Origin of the sequence: Thiohalorhabdus denitrificans (assembly GCF_001399755.1) — a bacterium.
In the GTDB taxonomy this organism is placed as follows: domain Bacteria; phylum Pseudomonadota; class Gammaproteobacteria; order Thiohalorhabdales; family Thiohalorhabdaceae; genus Thiohalorhabdus; species Thiohalorhabdus denitrificans.
Genome location: NZ_LJCP01000010.1, coordinates 415646 through 430810 on the forward strand (window position 1 = coordinate 415646; position 15165 = coordinate 430810).

The window sequence follows — 15165 nt, forward strand, 5'->3', positions numbered from 1 at the left end:
GGGAGTTCCTTACGCCCCGTCCGTGATGGGACCGTGGGCCCGGCCGTGGACAAACTGGGAGACCACGGGGTGATCGGTGTTCTGGACCTCCTCCGGGGTGCCCGTGAAGATCAGCCGCCCCTGGTACAGCATGCTGATGCGATCGGCGATCTTGTAGGCGCTGGGCATGTCGTGGGTGATGACCAGGCCGGAGGTATGGGTCTTCTCCCGGAGGTAGATGATCAGCTCGTTGATGACGTCGCTGGTGATGGGGTCGAGGCCGGTGGTGGGCTCATCGTACAGCATGAGCCGGGGCCCGCTGGCCAGGGCCCGGGCCAGCCCCACCCGCTTGCGCATGCCCCCGGACAGCTGGGCGGGATCGCGATCCTCGATGCCCGAAAGACCCACCCACTCCAGGACTTCCGCCACCCGGTCGCGGATGCCCGCCCGGTCCATCAGCTTAAGCTGCGCCAGCTCGAATCCCACATTTTCGCCTACTGTCATGCTGTCGAACAGGGCGGCGTCCTGGAACAGCATCCCGACCTCGCGGACGATCTCCGCGCGGGTAGCGGGGTCCGCCCCCACGATCTCGCGCCCCCGGAAGCGGATGGATCCGGAATCCGGCTGCAGGAGCCCCAGCACGGTCTGCAGCAGCACCGACTTCCCGGTACCGCTGCCGCCGATTACGGCGTGGGTCTCCCCCTCCTCCAGCGTAAGGTTGCACTCCTCCCAGACCACGAAGTCCCCGAAGGCCTTGCGCATGCCGCGGACGTCCAGGAACGGCTCCGCCATCTCAGACCACCAGGTAGGTGATGAAGTAGTTGGCGGCCAGGATCAGGCTGGCCGCGCCCACCACCGCGCGCGTGGTGGCGCCGCCCACCCCCCGCGCACCGCCCCTGGCGGTGAAGCCCTCGAAGCTGGCCACGAAAGCGATGATGCCCCCGAACACGGTCGCCTTGATGAGCCCGGAGTAGAAGTCCCAGAGCTCCATGAAATCGAACATGCTGTCCCAGTAGACGACGGGGTTGGCCCCGAGCACCCAGACGGTGAGCGCGTAGCTCGCCCAGATGGCGATGAAGTCGCCGAGGCTCACCAGCAGGGGCAAAGCAATCACCCCGGCCCAGAAACGGGGCACGATCAGGTAGCGAACCGGATCCGCGGACAGGGCGTAGAGGGCGTCGATCTGCTGGGTGACCCGCATGGTCCCCAGCTCCGCGGCCATGGCCGCTCCCGCGCGGCCGGCGACCATGAGCCCCACCAGCACCGGCCCCAGCTCGCGCACGATGGAGTAGCCCACCACGGTCCCCGTCATGCTCTCCGCGCCGAAGCGCGCGAAGCCGGAGAAGATCTGCAGGGCGAGGACCAGCCCCGTGAAGGCGGAGGTGAGCAGGACCACCGGCAGCGAATTGATGCCGATGGACTCGATCTGGTAGATGAAGTTACGGAAGTAGAAGGGCGGGCGGAAGGTCACTCCCAGGGTCCGCACGAAGAGCAGGGCGGACTCCCCCCAGCGCCCCAGGACGTGCAGGGCCCACCCGCCGACCGCTCCCAGGGACTTCCCGATCACTCGGTCACCCGTCGCAGGCGGTTGCGCAGGCCGCAGAGGATCTCGTAGGGGATGGTGCCCGCCTGCCGGGCCAGGGCCTCGGCGGGTACGGCCGGGCCCAGCAGCTCTACCCTCGCGCCTTCACCGGCCTCCGGCAGGGAGGTCAGGTCCACGAAGATCATGTCCATGCACACGCGCCCCAGGGTGCGGGTTTCCCGGTCCCCGACACGCACGGGGGTCCCCGTACCCAGATGCCGGGGATAACCGTCCCCGTACCCCAGTGGCACCACCCCTACCCGCATGGGCTCCTCCGCTTGAAAGGCGGTCCCGTAACCCAGCCACTGCCCCGGCTCCAGATGGCGCACGGTGATGACGCTGGACTCCAGGCGCAGCACCGGCTCCAGACCCAGGTCCGCCCCGCTCCACCCTTCCAGGGGGGAGGCGCCGTAGAGCATCAGGCCGGGGCGCACCCAGTCCAGATGCGCCTCCGGGCGGGCGAGCACGGCGGCCGAGTTGGCCAGGGACAGCGGACAGCCCCCGTCCACGGACGCCCCCAGCTCCCGCAGACACCGGACTTGTTGGTCATTATACGGATCGTCGGGGGTGTCCGCGCGGGCCATGTGGCTCAGGAGGCCTTGCCAGGCCACCCCCGGGGCCCGGGCCAGGCGCTCCGCCTGGGCCGGGACCTCGTCGTGATCCAGCCCGAGCCGGTGCATGCCCGTGTCCGCCTTGAGAAAGCAGGGGATCGGGGCCTCCGGCGTGGCCTCCTCCAGGACCGCGTCCACCTGCTCCGGGCGGTGCAGGACCAGCCCGAGGTCCAGGGCCTGCACCGCCCGGAGCTCCTCCCGCTGAAAGAAGCCCTCCAGGATGAAGACGGGCCGGCGGACCCCCGCCTCCCGCAGGCGGATCCCCTCCTCGATGCAGGCCACGCCGAAGGCGTCGGCGCCGCCCTCCTCCAGCACGCCCGCGGCCCATTCCAGACCGTGTCCGTAGGCGTCCGCCTTGACCACAGTCATGACCCGGGAGCCGATGGCATGCCGCCGCGCCACCTCCAGGTTATGGGCAAGGGCCCGGGCCGAGACCCGCACTAGCGAGGGCCGGCCCACCTCAGAAGCCCTCGGCAAGCTCGGGGCCGGCGTAGTTCTCGAAGCGGGTGTATTCGTCCAGGAAGGTCAGACGCACCACCCCCGTCGGCCCGTTCCGCTGCTTGCCGATGATCAGCTCGGCCACCCCCTTCGACTCGGGGTTGTCCGGGTTATAGACCTCGTCGCGGTAGATGAACATGATGATGTCGGCGTCCTGCTCGATGGCGCCCGATTCACGCAGGTCGGACATCATGGGGCGCTTGTCTTGGCGCTGCTCCAGGCTTCGGTTCAGCTGGGACAGGGCGATCACCGGCACGTCCAGCTCGCGGGCCAGGGCCTTCAGCGACCGGGAGATCTGGGAGATCTCCGTGGCCCGGTTCTCGGCGTCGGAGGAGCCCTGCATGAGCTGGAGGTAGTCCACGATCACCAGGCCGAGGCCGTGCTCGCGCTTCAGCCGCCGGCAGCGTGCGCGCATCTCCATGGGCCCGAGGCCCGGGGTGTCGTCGATGAACAGGGGCGCCTCGGAAAGCTCTCCCACGGCCTTGGTAAGCTTCGGCCAGTCGTCCGGGTGCAGATTGCCGTTGCGCATCTTGTGCGCGTCGATGCGGGCCCGCGAGGAGAGCAGCCGCATGGTGAGCTGCTCGCGGGGCATCTCCAGGCTGAAGATGGCCACGGGCGCGCTGCCCTGCAGGCACACCGACTCCGCCATGTTCATGACGAAGGAGGTCTTGCCCATGCTGGGCCGGCCGGCAATGATGATGAGGTCGGAGGCCTGGAGGCCCGAGGTCTTGTCGTCGAGGTCCTCGAAGCCGGTGGGCAGGCCGGTGATGGGATCGTCGCGCTGGAACAGCTCATCCAGGCGCTCCACGCTCTCGCGCAGCAGATCCCGCAGGGGCGAGAAACCGCCCTGGCGCTGGTTCGACTGGTCGGCGATGCGGAAGATCCGCTGCTCGGCGCTGTCCAGGATCTCGGCGACGGACTGCTCGCCGGGATGGAAGGCGCTGTCCGAGATGTCCCCCGCCACCTGGATGAGGGAGCGCAGAACCGCCCGTTCCCGGACGGCGTTGGCGTAGTGGACGATGTTGGCGGTGGTGGGCGTGTTGTTGGCGAGGGTAGCCAGGTAGGCGGTGCCGCCCGCCTCCTCCAGCTTGCCCTGCCGCTCCAGGACCTCCGCCACGGTAACGATGTCCGCGGGCCGGTTCTGGTCCACCAGCTGGCCCACCGCGTCGAAGATCAGCTGATGGTCGTGGCGGTAAAAGGCCTCGCTGCTGAGGACATCCGCCACCCGGTCCCAGGCGTTCTCGTCGAGCAGCAGACCGCCCAGCACCGACTGCTCCGCCTCCACGGAGTGGGGCGGGACCTTCAGCTCATCCGTATTCAGCACACCGCACTACCCCGCTTTCCGCGCCCCGCGCGGGGCCGGAGCGCCCCGCGGAGGAATGAGCAGCCGTCCGGCCCTAGATGCCGGCCACGGAGATCGTGATCGTCACAATAACATCCGGGTGAAGCCGCACCTGCACCTCGTGGTCTCCCACCTCCTTGATGGGGCCCTCCGGCAGCAGGATCATGCCGCGCTCCACCTCGTAGCCCTGCTCCTTGAGGGCGTCGGCGATGTCGGCGTTGGCCACCGAGCCGAACAGGCGCCCGGCCTCGGCCACCCGCCGGTCCAGCTGCACGGTGGTGCCGTCGATCTTCTTGCCCAGGCTCTGGTAAAACTCCAGGAGCTCGGCTTGGCGCGCCTCGAAGGCCTTGCGCTGGGCCTCGAAGCGCTTCTTGTTGCCCTCGGTGGCGAGCAGCGCCTTCTCCTTGGGCACCAGGTAGTTGCGTGCGTAGCCCGGGGCCACGTTGACCACGTCGCCAAGGCCTCCCAGATTCTCCACCTTCTCCAGCAGGATGACCTCCATCGAACCCTCCTTATTCGGTATTCGGGGTGCCGCGCCTCAGGCGCTGCCGGCACCCTTGATCTTGTTTCGGAAATCGGCCCAGACGTCCGCCAAGCCCAGCAGGGCCACCGCCATGGTCAGCTGCACGAACAGGCCCACAAAGACATAGAACGCCACCAGCCAGCCCTGGCCCAGGCCATAGGCCAACCGGGCGCTGTGCACCACCGCCAGCCCCTGGGCGAAAAAGAGCATGGCCACCACGATCAGCCCGTTGCCGGCCCAGTACCCCAGGTCGCTTCCCGCCCCGGCCCAGGCCAGGATGCCCAGGGCCACCACCAGCCAAACCGTGGCGTCGGGGAGCCGGAAGTCCCGCAGGCTCTCGGCAAGATCCGGGTTCTCCCCCACTCGGGTGGCCAGCGACAGGCCTGCCAGGCTGTTTATCCACCAGGTCAGCAGGATCCCGGCGCCGATCACGCCGGGCAGGAACCGGGCCAGGGCCGGCACCATACTGGACTCGAGCTCGCCCATCAGCTCCCGAGTCTGATCCTGCGGCAGATCGCGGCTTTCCACCCAGCCTTCCAGGACACTACCGACCCAGCTGCCCACCAGCGCCTGGGGATCGCCCTCCACGCTCAGGACCCAGCCCCCCACGCCCGCGAGGATAACCAGCACCTGGGCCAGCCCCACCGCGGGAAACAGGGGCCCCCGGCGCAGGACCACGGCGGCGAGCCCCACCGGCAGCCAGAAGGCCGCCAGCCAGAGGACGGGCATGAGGGGTGCCAGGGTGGCGAGGCCGATGAGAAGGCCGGCGATCAGGCCCACCTCCACCAGCCCCCGCGCGCCTACGTGCCAGCCGATAACCACAGCCGGGGCCGCCGCCACAAGACCGAGCAGACCCCCTAGGGCGGGGACCAGGGCGGCGGCCAGAAAAAGGCCGGCGGCGATCACGCTCGCCGGCAGCCGCCCTCCCAGAATGATCCGGGCGAGGCGCTCCACCCTTTACCGGACGGTGAACGGGATCAGGGCGATGGCGCGGGCGCGCTTGATGGCCTTGGCCAGCATCCGCTGATGGCGGCTGCAGGTTCCGGTGATGCGGCTGGGGACGATCTTGCCCTGGTCCGTGATGTTGCTCTCCAGGGTGCGAACGTCCTTGTAATCGATCTCGTTCACGCCGTCCACGCAGAAGCGGCAGACCTTACGACGACGAAAGCTCGGGCGCATTGGTTAGGCTCCTATTCCTGATCAATCGGTCATTCGGGTTCGGAGGGAGGCCCCGCCAAGGGGGTCAGGGCGGTGGCGTGCACCTCGAGGCGCCCGTACAGGGGCTCCTCGCCGCGGCGGCGCCGGACGCGCTGCCCGAGGACTCCCTCCACGCGGCAGTGCTGCCCGTCGGCCAGGCCCTTCGCCTGGCCGCTCAAGGCCTCCCCGAGGGCCACCACCGTCACTCGGCAGTGCACCACGCGTTCCATTCCGGCGATGGTGACCCGGGAGCTGTGCTCCAGCTCGAAGCGAACCAGGGGAATCCCCGCGGGGGTCCAGCGCGTCTCCGCCCCGGGCAGCACCGTGCCCTCCAGGCGGATCCGGTTTTCGGGCTCGGACATCCCGCGATGAGACCCCGGCCTTATTCGGTGGCTTCAGCGGATTCCGGAGACTCGGGCGATTCGGGAGTCGCTTCCGGCTTTTCCTCGCTGGGCTCAGGCCGTTCGGAGCGCTCGCCGCCCCCGGACCCCTTGTCCTTTTCCTTCTGGGACTTGTAGATCTGGGTGGGCTCGGTCTCGGCGTGCTCCTTGCGCACCACCATGTGCCGCAGGATGGCGTCGTTGAAGCGGAAGGCCTCGGCCATCTCGTCCACCTCGGCGGCGTCGCACTCGACGTTCAGGAGGACGTAGTGGCCCTTGTGAACCTTATTGATGGGAAAGGCGAGCTTGCGCCGGCCCCAGTCTTCCTCGCGGTGGATTGTGCCCCCGTTCTGGGTGAGCATGCCCTTGTACTTCTCGACGAGGGGCGGGACCTGGTCGCTCTGGTCAGGATGGACGATGAACAGGATCTCGTAATGGTTCACGACTTCCTCTCCTTACGGATAAAGCCCTACCGACACCGGCAGAGCAAGGATGGAAAACGGGGCATTGTAGGGCTTCCGGGGGTATTCGCCAAGCCCCGGCCTGGGGGCCGCCGCCCGCGTCCGGAGGCGGGCCCGGCCTAGCGGCTTTCCGCCGGGGGTAGGGAACGCTGCCGCACCGTCTCGAACAACACCACGCCCGTGGCCACGGAGACGTTGAGGCTGGTTACGTGGCCGGCCATGGGGATGGCGTAGAGGGCGTCGCACTTTCGGGCGGTGAGGTCGCGCATGCCCTCCCCTTCGGCGCCGAGCACCCAGGCGACGGCACCGGTTCCTTCGGCCCGGTACCAGGGCTCGTCCGCCTGGTCGGAGGTGCCCAGCAGGAAGATCCCCCGTTCCTTGAGGGTGTCCATGGCCCGCGCCAGGTTGGCCACCGCGGCCACCGGCACGGTCTCGGCGGCGCCGCTGGCTACCTTGCGGGCGGTGGCGTTCACGGGGGCGCAGCGGTCGCGGGGCACCACCACGGCGTGGACGCCGGCGGCGTCGGCGGTGCGCAGGCAGGCCCCCAGGTTGCGGGGGTCGGTAACGCCGTCCAGGAGCAGGAGCAGCGGCTCCTCGGCGAGGCTGTCCAGGTGGGCGTGCAGGTCGCGCTCGCCCCACAGGGCGACCGGCTCCACCCGCGCCACCACCCCCTGGTGGCGGCCACCCTCGGCGCGGCGGTCCAGGTCCTCCCGGGGCACGTGCCGGACGCGCACGCCGCGTCGCTTGGCCTCGTTCTCCAGGCGCCCCAGGCGCTTGCCGTGGAAATCCTTGGCGATGCGCACCTCAGCCAGGGCGGTGCCGGACTCCAGGGCCGCCGTCACGGCGTGGATGCCAAACAGGTAGTCGTCCCGATCGCTCATAGCATGGGGCTCAGGGTGCGGGCCAGGCCCTCCAGGCCGCTCCGCAAGGCCGAACGCTGCTGATAGTCATCCAGGGTGATGGGACTGGCGGAGTGGAGCTCTTCCTCGAAGAGCGTGGACAGCCGGTTGATGGGTCCCTGGTCCTTGAGGATCACGTTCAGCTCGTAGTTCAGGTAGAAGGAGCGAGCGTCCAGGTTGGCCGATCCCACGGTGGCCCAGCGGCCGTCCACGGTAACCTGCTTGCCGTGCACCATGCCCTGCCCGCTGCGGTAGATCTCCACGCCCGCCTTGAGCAGCTCCTCGTAGAAGGCGTTGCTGGCCAGGGCCACCATGGGGTGGTTGTTGTGCCGGGGCACGAGCATTCGCACCCGCACCCCCCGCCGGGCAGCGCTGGCCAGGGCCATCTGGACGCTCTGATCGGGGACGTAGTAGGGCGTCACCACCTGGACCCAGTCCTGGGCCGAGGTTATGGCGTTGAATACCGTCTCGTGAAAGGCCCGCCAGTACTGGCCCGGACCGGAGGGCAGGGCCCGGGCCACGCTGGGACCGTCCGCCGGCATGCGCGGATAGAAGCGCTCGTCCACCAACGCCTCCCCCACCACGTAGTGCCAGTCCTTGGCAAAGATGGTGGCGATCTGGCGGGTCACCGGGCCCTCGATGCGGAGGTGGAGGTCTTTCCACAGCCGCGGCCCTTCGCGCCCCCGGTAGTCGTTGCCAATGTTGATGCCGCCGGTGTAGGCCACCCGGCCGTCCACCACCACGATCTTGCGGTGGTTGCGGAGGTTTGCCCCGAGGACCGTGGAGGGGGAAAGCAGGGGCGCGAAGGCGCGCACCCGGCCCCCCGCCTTCCGCAGGGGACGCAGCAGCCAGCCGGCGGTGGTGGCGCCCCAGGCGTCGTACAGGACCCGCACCTCCACCCCCTCCCGCACCTTCTCGGTGAGGAGGTCGCGGAGCCACATCCCCGTGCGGTCGTTGGCCCACAGGTAGTAGGCCAGATGGATGTGGTCCTCGGCCCCGCGGATGTCCTCCTCCAGGCGGGCGTACTTCTCCTCGCCGTGGCCGAACACGTCCACGTTGTTGCCCGTGGCGTTGGGGTAGTCGTCCAGTGCGGATTTGCGGAACACCGGCTCGGGGCCGGATGGGGCCTTTTCCGGCGCCCCGCCCAGCTTGGCGGGAAGGGCCAGGGTAAACTGCCAGTCCCGGAGAAGGCGCAGGCTGGCCACCCGCCGCACGCGGTAGCCGCCGAAGATCAGATAGGCGGGACCGGCGACCCAGGGGATGAACACCACGGCCAGCAGCCAGCCGAAAGGGGACTGGGTTTCCTCCCGGGAGGAGAGGATGAGCAGGATGAAGACCCCGGTCAGCACATGGCCGACGATGGCATAGAGCTCGGTCCGGAGCCCGCTGCCCAGCCACTCCCACATGGCTGCTCCCCGCTATTCGTCGGCGGCGGAGGGCTCCCCCTCCTCGTCCCGGTGCGCGCCCATCTCCGCCGGGCTCTTCACCAGGCCCAGGTCGATCTTCAGGTCGTCCACGTCCACCCGCGTCACCTTGACGCGCAGGGGATCACCGAGCTGGTAGATGCGGCCCGTGCGCTCGCCGCGCAGCAGGTGATGGACCGGATCGAAATGGTAGTAGTCGTCCTCGAGGTTGGTGATGTGCACCAGCCCCTCCACGTACACCCCGGTCAGCTCGGCGAAGACCCCGAAGCCGGTCACCCCGGCGATCACGGCGTCGTACTCCTCGCCGAGGTGGTCCTGCATGTACTGGCACTTCAGCCAGTCCACCGTCTCCCGCTCGGCCAGCTCGGAGCGCCGCTCGGTGACGGAGGTGTGCTCACCGATCTCGGCCAGGTTGGCCTTGAAGGCCTCCTTCTTGGCCTCCTTCACCCGGCGACCGGCCACGATGTCCTTGATGCGCCGGTGCACCACCAGGTCCGGGTAGCGCCGGATGGGCGAGGTGAAGTGGGTGTAGTGGTCGTAGGCCAGGCCGAAGTGGCCGTGGTTGTCGGGCCGGTACTGGGCCTGCTTCATGGTGCGCAGCATGACCGTCTCGATCAGGTGCGCGTCACGCCGCTCGCGGGCCTGGTTCAGCACCTGGCCGAAGGACTTGGGCGAGGGCGGATCCTCCGCGCCGAGATCAAGGCCGATGGTCTTCAGGAAGTCGCGCAGGTTCTCCAGCTTCTCCTCGGCGGGCGGCTCGTGGACGCGGAACAGCGCGGGCTCCTCCTTTTCCGCGAACAGCCGCGCGGCGCTCTCGTTGGCCGCCAGCATGCACTCCTCAATGAGGCGGTGGGCGTCGCGGCGCTCGTAGGGCACGATCATCTCGATCTGGTTGTTCTCGCCGAAGACGATCTGCGTCTCCAGGCCCTCGAACTCGATGGCGCCCCGCTCCACGCGAGCCGCGTGCAGGGTGCGGTAGAGCTCGTAGAGGACCTCGAGCTGGCCAAGCAGGTGGGAGTATTCCTCGCGCACCGATTCGTCGCCGTCCTCCATCATGGCCGCCACCTGGTGGTAGGTGAGCCGGGCGTGGGAATGCATGACCGCCTCGAAGAAGCGGTACTGATCCACCTGGCCGTCGCTGGTGACGTGCATCTCGCAGGCCAGGGTGAGCCGGTCCACGCCGGGGTTGAGCGAGCAGATGCCGTTGGACAGCGCCTCCGGCAGCATGGGCACCACCCGCTGCGGAAAGTAGGTGGAGTTGCCCCGGTGGTACCCCTCCTTGTCCAGGTGGGAGTTCGGCGTCACATAGCTGGAGACGTCGGCGATGGCCACGATCAGGCGATAGCCGTCCCCCGCCCGCTCCGCGAACACCGCGTCGTCGAAGTCCCGGGCGTCGGCGCCGTCGATGGTCACCAGCGGCAGGGCACGAAGATCCTCGCGGTCGCCGATATCCTCGGGGGCCACGCTCTGCGGCACCTTTTCGGCCGCCGCCAGCACCTCGTCGGGCCAGGCATGGGGGATGCCGTGCTTGCGCATGACGATCTCCACCTCCACCTCGGGGGTCAGGTGCTCGCCCACGATCTCGATCACGCGCCCGGTGGGCTGCTTCTTCTGCGTGGGGTGGTGGATGATCTCCAGGGTCACGATCTCGCCGGGCTGGGCACCGCCCTCCTCCCCGGGCGGGACCAGGATGTTCTGGTTAAGGCGCTTCTCGTCCGGCACCACGAAGTTGATGCCGTCCTCCTCGTCGAGGCGGCCCACGATCTTGTGCTGGCCCCGTTCCACGATGCGGACGATGGCGCCTTCCGGCCGCCCGCGCTTGTCGAAGCCCACCAGCCGGGCCACCACCTTGTCGCCATGCATGACCTGGCGCATCTCGCGGGGGGACAGGAAGAGATCCTTCTGGTCCTTTTCCTCGGGGACCAGGAAGCCGAAGCCGTCGGGATGGGCGGTCACCTTGCCGCGCACCAGGTCCATGCGCTCGGGCAGGCCGTACAGGTTGCGGCGGGTGCGGATGAGCTGGCCATCGCGCTCCATGGCGCGGAGCCGCCGGTTCAGGGCCGTTCGCTGCTCCTCGTCCTCCAGCTCCAGCCCGTCGGCGACGTATTCCTCGCTCACGGGGGCGTTGGTGTGCTCGCGCAGGAAGTCGAGGATGTATTCACGGCTCGGAATGGGCCGCTCGTAGCGCTCCGCTTCCTGCTCCTGCTGGGGATCTTCTTCGAATCTGGCCATTGACCCAACCTTGATCGGTGTTATTAAATCGCCCGCCTCGCGCTCGGGGGAGGCCCCTTGCCCTCTCCGGGCTCGCGGGCCGGGCCGGCTCGGCCGCGGCCCGCGTGTCCCCCTGGCCGTATGCGGAGGGCGAGGACAAAGCTGTCTTCCTGTCCAAGCCCCGGCCCCCGGGGCGGACAAGCCCTTTCCGGGATGACTGCCCTCCGGCAGCCTCTCGCACGCTGAAGTGTGACGAAACTCTGCCGAGGTGGATGCTCTACAGCATCCGCACCATCTCCAAAGCAGTAAGCCCCGCGGCTCCGCGGGGCTTTTTTGTGTCCGTTTCCCCGGGGTCAGCCACCGAACGGGTGCTCCAGCATGATGGTCTCGTCCCGTTCGGGGCCCGTGGAGATCATCACCATGGGAACGCCCGTGAGCTCGGACAGACGGTTCAGGTAGTCCCGGGCCGCCTGCGGCAGCTCCTCCAGGGTGCACACCCCGGAGGTGGAGCCGCTCCAGCCGGGCAGGTCCTCGTAGACCGGCTCGCATTCCGAGAGGGCCTCGGCCCCCACCGGCGGCGTGGACTGCACCGTGCCGTTGCAGCGGTAGCCCGTGCAGACCCGGATGCGGTCCAGGCCGTCGAGCACGTCCAGTTTGGTGACGCACAGCTGGTGCACGCCGTTAACGGCCACGGAGCGGCGCAGGGCCACGGCGTCGAACCAGCCGCAGCGCCGGGCGCGGCCCGTGGTGGCGCCGAACTCCCCGCCCCGGGCGGCGATGTGCTCCGCGTCCTCGTCGTCCAGCTCGGTGGGGAACGGACCCTCCCCCACCCGGGTGGTGTAGGCCTTGGTCACGCCCACCACGGTTCCCAGGGCGCTCGGCCCCACTCCGGCCCCCGGGCTGGCACCACCGGCCACGGTGTTGGAGGAGGTCACGTAGGGATAAGTGCCGTGGTCCACGTCCAGCCAGGTGCCCTGGGCCCCCTCGAACAGGATCCGCTTGCCGGCCCCACGATGGCGGTCCAGACGCTCCACCGTATCATCCACGAAGGGCGCGAGGCGCTCGGCCAGCTCCACCAGCCGACCGAGGGCCTTCTGGAAGTCCACGGTCTCGGCTCGGAAGTAGTGCTCCAGGACGAAGTTGTGGTAGTCCAGGGCCTCGCCCAGCTTGGCAGCCAGCACCTCGCGGTGGAACAGGTCCGCAACCCGGATGGCTCGGCGCGCCACCTTGTCCTCGTAGGCGGGGCCGATGCCGCGGCCGGTGGTGCCGATCTTCTGGCTGCCGCGCGCCCGTTCGCGCGCCTGGTCGAGGAGGTGATGGTGGGGCAGGATCAGCGGGCAGGCGTTGGAGACGTACAGCCGGCCCCGGACGTCCTGTCCGGCCTGCTCCAGCTGCTCCACCTCCGCCAGGAAGGCCTCCGGCTCCAGGACCACGCCGTTGCCGATCAGGCACTCCACGCCGGGATGCAGGATCCCGGAGGGGATCAGGTGCAGAACGGTCTTCTCCCCGCCGATCACCAGGGTATGGCCGGCGTTGTGGCCACCCTGGAAGCGGACCACCACGTCGGCCTGCTCGGTGAGGAGGTCGACGATCTTACCCTTGCCCTCGTCCCCCCACTGGGTGCCTACAACCAGGACGTTCCTATCCATTCGTTTCGCTTTCCGGGTTATTCGTCTTCTTGCGGCTCAACGGGTCGGGTCCGCCAGCCCTGCTCGCCGTCGTGGGCCAGGATCTGGGCGCACCCCAGACGCCGGGCCTCCGCCTCGAAGGCCTCCTCAGCCAGGGGCTCCAGAACCTGCACCACACGGACGCCCTGGGCGCGCAGGCTCTGGATGGTCCGCTGCAGGTCGTCGGGGCCCTCGGCGGGGGCGAGCACGCCCACGGGGGCGCCCGCCTCGGCGGGCATCAGGTCGGCGAGGAGCTTGAGGTCGCCGCTGATCCCCGTAGCCGGCCGGCTCTTGCCGAAGGCGGCGCCGATGCCGTCGTACCGGCCGCCGTAGAACACCGCCTCGCCCTGCCCCGCTACATAGGCGGCGAAGACCGGCCCCGTGTGGTAGTCGTAGCCGCGCACCTCGCCCAGGTCGAAGCAGAGATGGTCCCCCAGCTCCCGCCGGTGCAGGTGGGCCACCAGGGTCTTCAGCTCCTCCAGGGCCCGCTCCGCCCGGGGGGTGACGGCGCAGTCGGCCGCGGCCTCCAGGACCTCCTCGCCGCCGTGCAGGGCCGGCAGGGCCTTCAGGGCCTCCCGCCGCGCCGCGTCCGCGCCGAGCCCCTCCAGGGCCTCCTCCACGGCGCCCGCGTCCTTGCGGCGGATGGCATCGCGCAGGAGCGCCTCCCGGTCCGCGTCCGGCTCCAGGTCTTCCACCAGGGCCCGATACAGGCCCACGTGGCCCAGGTCCAGGGTGAAATCGCGGATGCCCACCTCGCTCAGGGTGGCCGCCATCAGGCCGATCACCTCGGCGTCGGCGGTGGGGCCCGGAACGCCGAAGACCTCCGCCCCCACCTGCAGCGGAGCCCGCGAGCGTCCGTAGTTGTCCGGCTGGGCGCGCAGCACCGTGCCCGCGTAGCAGAGCCGGCGGGGACCCTCGCCCTCGAGCCGGCTGGCGTCCACGCGCGCCACCTGGGGAGTCATGTCCGCCCGGAACCCCATGAGGTGGCCGCTGGCCTGGTCCACCACCTTCATGGTGCGCAGGCTGAGGTCGCCGCCGACCCCGGTCAGGAGAGAGTCCAGGAACTCCACCTCCGGCGGCATGATCAGGGCGTACCCCCATCGGTGGTAGAGGTCCAGAACCCTCCGGCGGAGGCCCTCTATGGCCTCGGCCCGATCGGGGAGCACATCCTCGATCCCCTGCGGGAGGAGCCAACGGTTCATATTCGCGGTCATTCCTTTCCGGATGCGCCGGACCCCGATCGCGGGTCCGACGCGCCTGGTTTCCTGGCCAAGGTCGGGCGGGGGACCGCCTCCGCCGCGGATCCGGGGAGGCTGGCGGAGGCGCGGGCAGCCGGCCTCCCATCCAGCAAGACTACGCAGGACGCCGAGACAGGGCGCCGCCCCATCCCGAACAGCCAGTGTGCCTTGCTAGGATGGCGTATTGAAGGCGCAAACGAAACCACGCCTGGGAGTCGGTGTCAATCGCGGCAACCTAGGCCTTGCCGGCCATCCGCGCCATGCGGAGCACCATCTCCCCGGAGAGCAGGAACGGCGGCGCCCACGCACCGCCCAGGGGCGGTCCCCCCGCGGGCGGCCCCACCTCCGCCTCCTGGTCCGCCGCGCGGACATGGCGCTTGCGAACTTGGGGCTCGCCCTCCGCGTGAGCGGCCAGCAGGGCCTTGTGGGCGAGGATGTTGACCTGACGGGGGATTCCCCGGGTGCGCCGGTACAGGGCCTGCAAGGCATCCGCCCGAAACAGGGGGTCGCCCCGCCGGCCCGCCACGCGCAGCCGGTGCTCCAGATAGCTGCCCAGGTCCTCGCGGCGCAACGGCACGAGCCGAAAGGAATGCGTCACCTTCTCCCGCAGGGGAAGCAGGGCGGGGTCCTCCAGCCGGAGGTCCAACTCCGGCTGGCCCATGAGCACGATGCGCAGGAGCTTGGCCCGGGCCGTCTCCAGTCCGGCCAGGAGACGCAGCTGCTCCAGGGTCTCCAGGGGCAGGGCCTGAGCCTCGTCCAGCACGAGCACCACCGGCCGGCCCCCTTCCCACGACCGCAGCACGCTGCCCTTGACGGCCTCCAGCAGATCGGCCAGATCGCGCCCCTCGGGGTTGAGCCCAAGCTCCCGCGCCAGGGCACCCACCAATTCCCCCCCACGTAGGACGGGGTCCTGGATGTAGGCCAGAGCGGCCTCGCCTTCCATGACCCGCAGGAAGCGCCGCCCCAGGGTGGTCTTCCCCGTGCCCACCTCGCCGACGATTTTGATGAGGCTGCCTCCCGACCGAACGCCCTGCACCAGGGTGCCGAAGGCCTCCCGACGGACCGGATCGTTGAAGAAGAACGCCGTATCCGAGGTCAGGGCAAACGGCTCATCCCGCAGTCCGTAGAAATCCCTGTACACCGGCCCTCCCCT

The 15165-nt window shown here is 69.4% G+C and carries 15 protein-coding genes; all 15 read right to left on the reverse strand.

The features are described 5' to 3' along the window. Window positions 1-9: 9 nt before the first annotated feature. Window positions 10-771 (reverse strand): ABC transporter ATP-binding protein, encoded by a 762-nt coding sequence (locus AN478_RS08555; protein ID WP_054966193.1) that lies wholly within the window; start codon window positions 769-771, stop codon window positions 10-12. Between the two features lies 1 nt (window position 772). Next, window positions 773-1546, reverse strand: coding sequence for an MlaE family ABC transporter permease (locus tag AN478_RS08560; RefSeq protein WP_054966194.1), 774 nt, complete (start codon window positions 1544-1546; stop codon window positions 773-775). Continuing rightward, window positions 1543-2631, reverse strand: coding sequence for an alanine racemase (alr, locus tag AN478_RS08565; RefSeq protein WP_054966195.1), 1089 nt, complete (start codon window positions 2629-2631; stop codon window positions 1543-1545). Before alr ends, AN478_RS08560 begins: the two co-directional genes overlap by 4 nt. Window position 2632: 1 nt before the next feature. Further along, a complete protein-coding gene (gene dnaB, locus AN478_RS08570; RefSeq protein ID WP_054966196.1) occupies window positions 2633-3994 on the reverse strand; it encodes a replicative DNA helicase in 1362 nt (453 codons plus the stop codon). A gap of 73 nt (window positions 3995-4067) precedes the next feature. Next, window positions 4068-4514 (reverse strand): 50S ribosomal protein L9, encoded by a 447-nt coding sequence (gene rplI, locus AN478_RS08575; protein ID WP_054966197.1) that lies wholly within the window; start codon window positions 4512-4514, stop codon window positions 4068-4070. A gap of 36 nt (window positions 4515-4550) precedes the next feature. Continuing rightward, a complete protein-coding gene (locus AN478_RS08580) occupies window positions 4551-5489 on the reverse strand; it encodes a DUF2232 domain-containing protein (protein ID WP_054966198.1) in 939 nt (312 codons plus the stop codon). Window positions 5490-5492: 3 nt separating this feature from the next. Next, a complete protein-coding gene (rpsR, locus tag AN478_RS08585; protein WP_054966199.1) occupies window positions 5493-5714 on the reverse strand; it encodes a 30S ribosomal protein S18 in 222 nt (73 codons plus the stop codon). A 29-nt stretch (window positions 5715-5743) separates the two neighbouring features. Then, entirely contained in the window at window positions 5744-6094 is a 351-nt protein-coding gene (gene priB, locus AN478_RS08590) for a primosomal replication protein N (protein WP_074471213.1), read from the reverse strand. 20 nt (window positions 6095-6114) lie between these two features. Beyond that, complete coding sequence (rpsF, locus tag AN478_RS08595; protein WP_054966200.1) at window positions 6115-6555, reverse strand: 30S ribosomal protein S6; 441 nt, start codon at window positions 6553-6555, stop codon at window positions 6115-6117. Between the two features lie 137 nt (window positions 6556-6692). Then, window positions 6693-7454 (reverse strand): 23S rRNA (guanosine(2251)-2'-O)-methyltransferase RlmB, encoded by a 762-nt coding sequence (gene rlmB / locus AN478_RS08600; RefSeq protein ID WP_054966201.1) that lies wholly within the window; start codon window positions 7452-7454, stop codon window positions 6693-6695. Next, on the reverse strand, window positions 7451-8878 hold the full coding sequence (gene cls / locus AN478_RS08605; RefSeq protein WP_054966202.1) for a cardiolipin synthase: 1428 nt from the start codon (window positions 8876-8878) through the stop codon (window positions 7451-7453). Before cls ends, rlmB begins: the two co-directional genes overlap by 4 nt. Window positions 8879-8890: 12 nt before the next feature. After that, window positions 8891-11128: a ribonuclease R gene (rnr, locus tag AN478_RS08610; protein WP_054966203.1), complete on the reverse strand. Its 2238-nt coding sequence runs from the start codon at window positions 11126-11128 to the stop codon at window positions 8891-8893. A gap of 332 nt (window positions 11129-11460) precedes the next feature. Beyond that, complete coding sequence (locus AN478_RS08615; protein WP_054966204.1) at window positions 11461-12756, reverse strand: adenylosuccinate synthase; 1296 nt, start codon at window positions 12754-12756, stop codon at window positions 11461-11463. 17 nt (window positions 12757-12773) lie between these two features. Next, window positions 12774-13976, reverse strand: coding sequence for an ATP phosphoribosyltransferase regulatory subunit (locus tag AN478_RS08620; RefSeq protein ID WP_231627365.1), 1203 nt, complete (start codon window positions 13974-13976; stop codon window positions 12774-12776). Between the two features lie 271 nt (window positions 13977-14247). Next, entirely contained in the window at window positions 14248-15153 is a 906-nt protein-coding gene (locus tag AN478_RS08625) for an ExeA family protein (RefSeq protein WP_054966206.1), read from the reverse strand. Window positions 15154-15165: the final 12 nt, after the last annotated feature.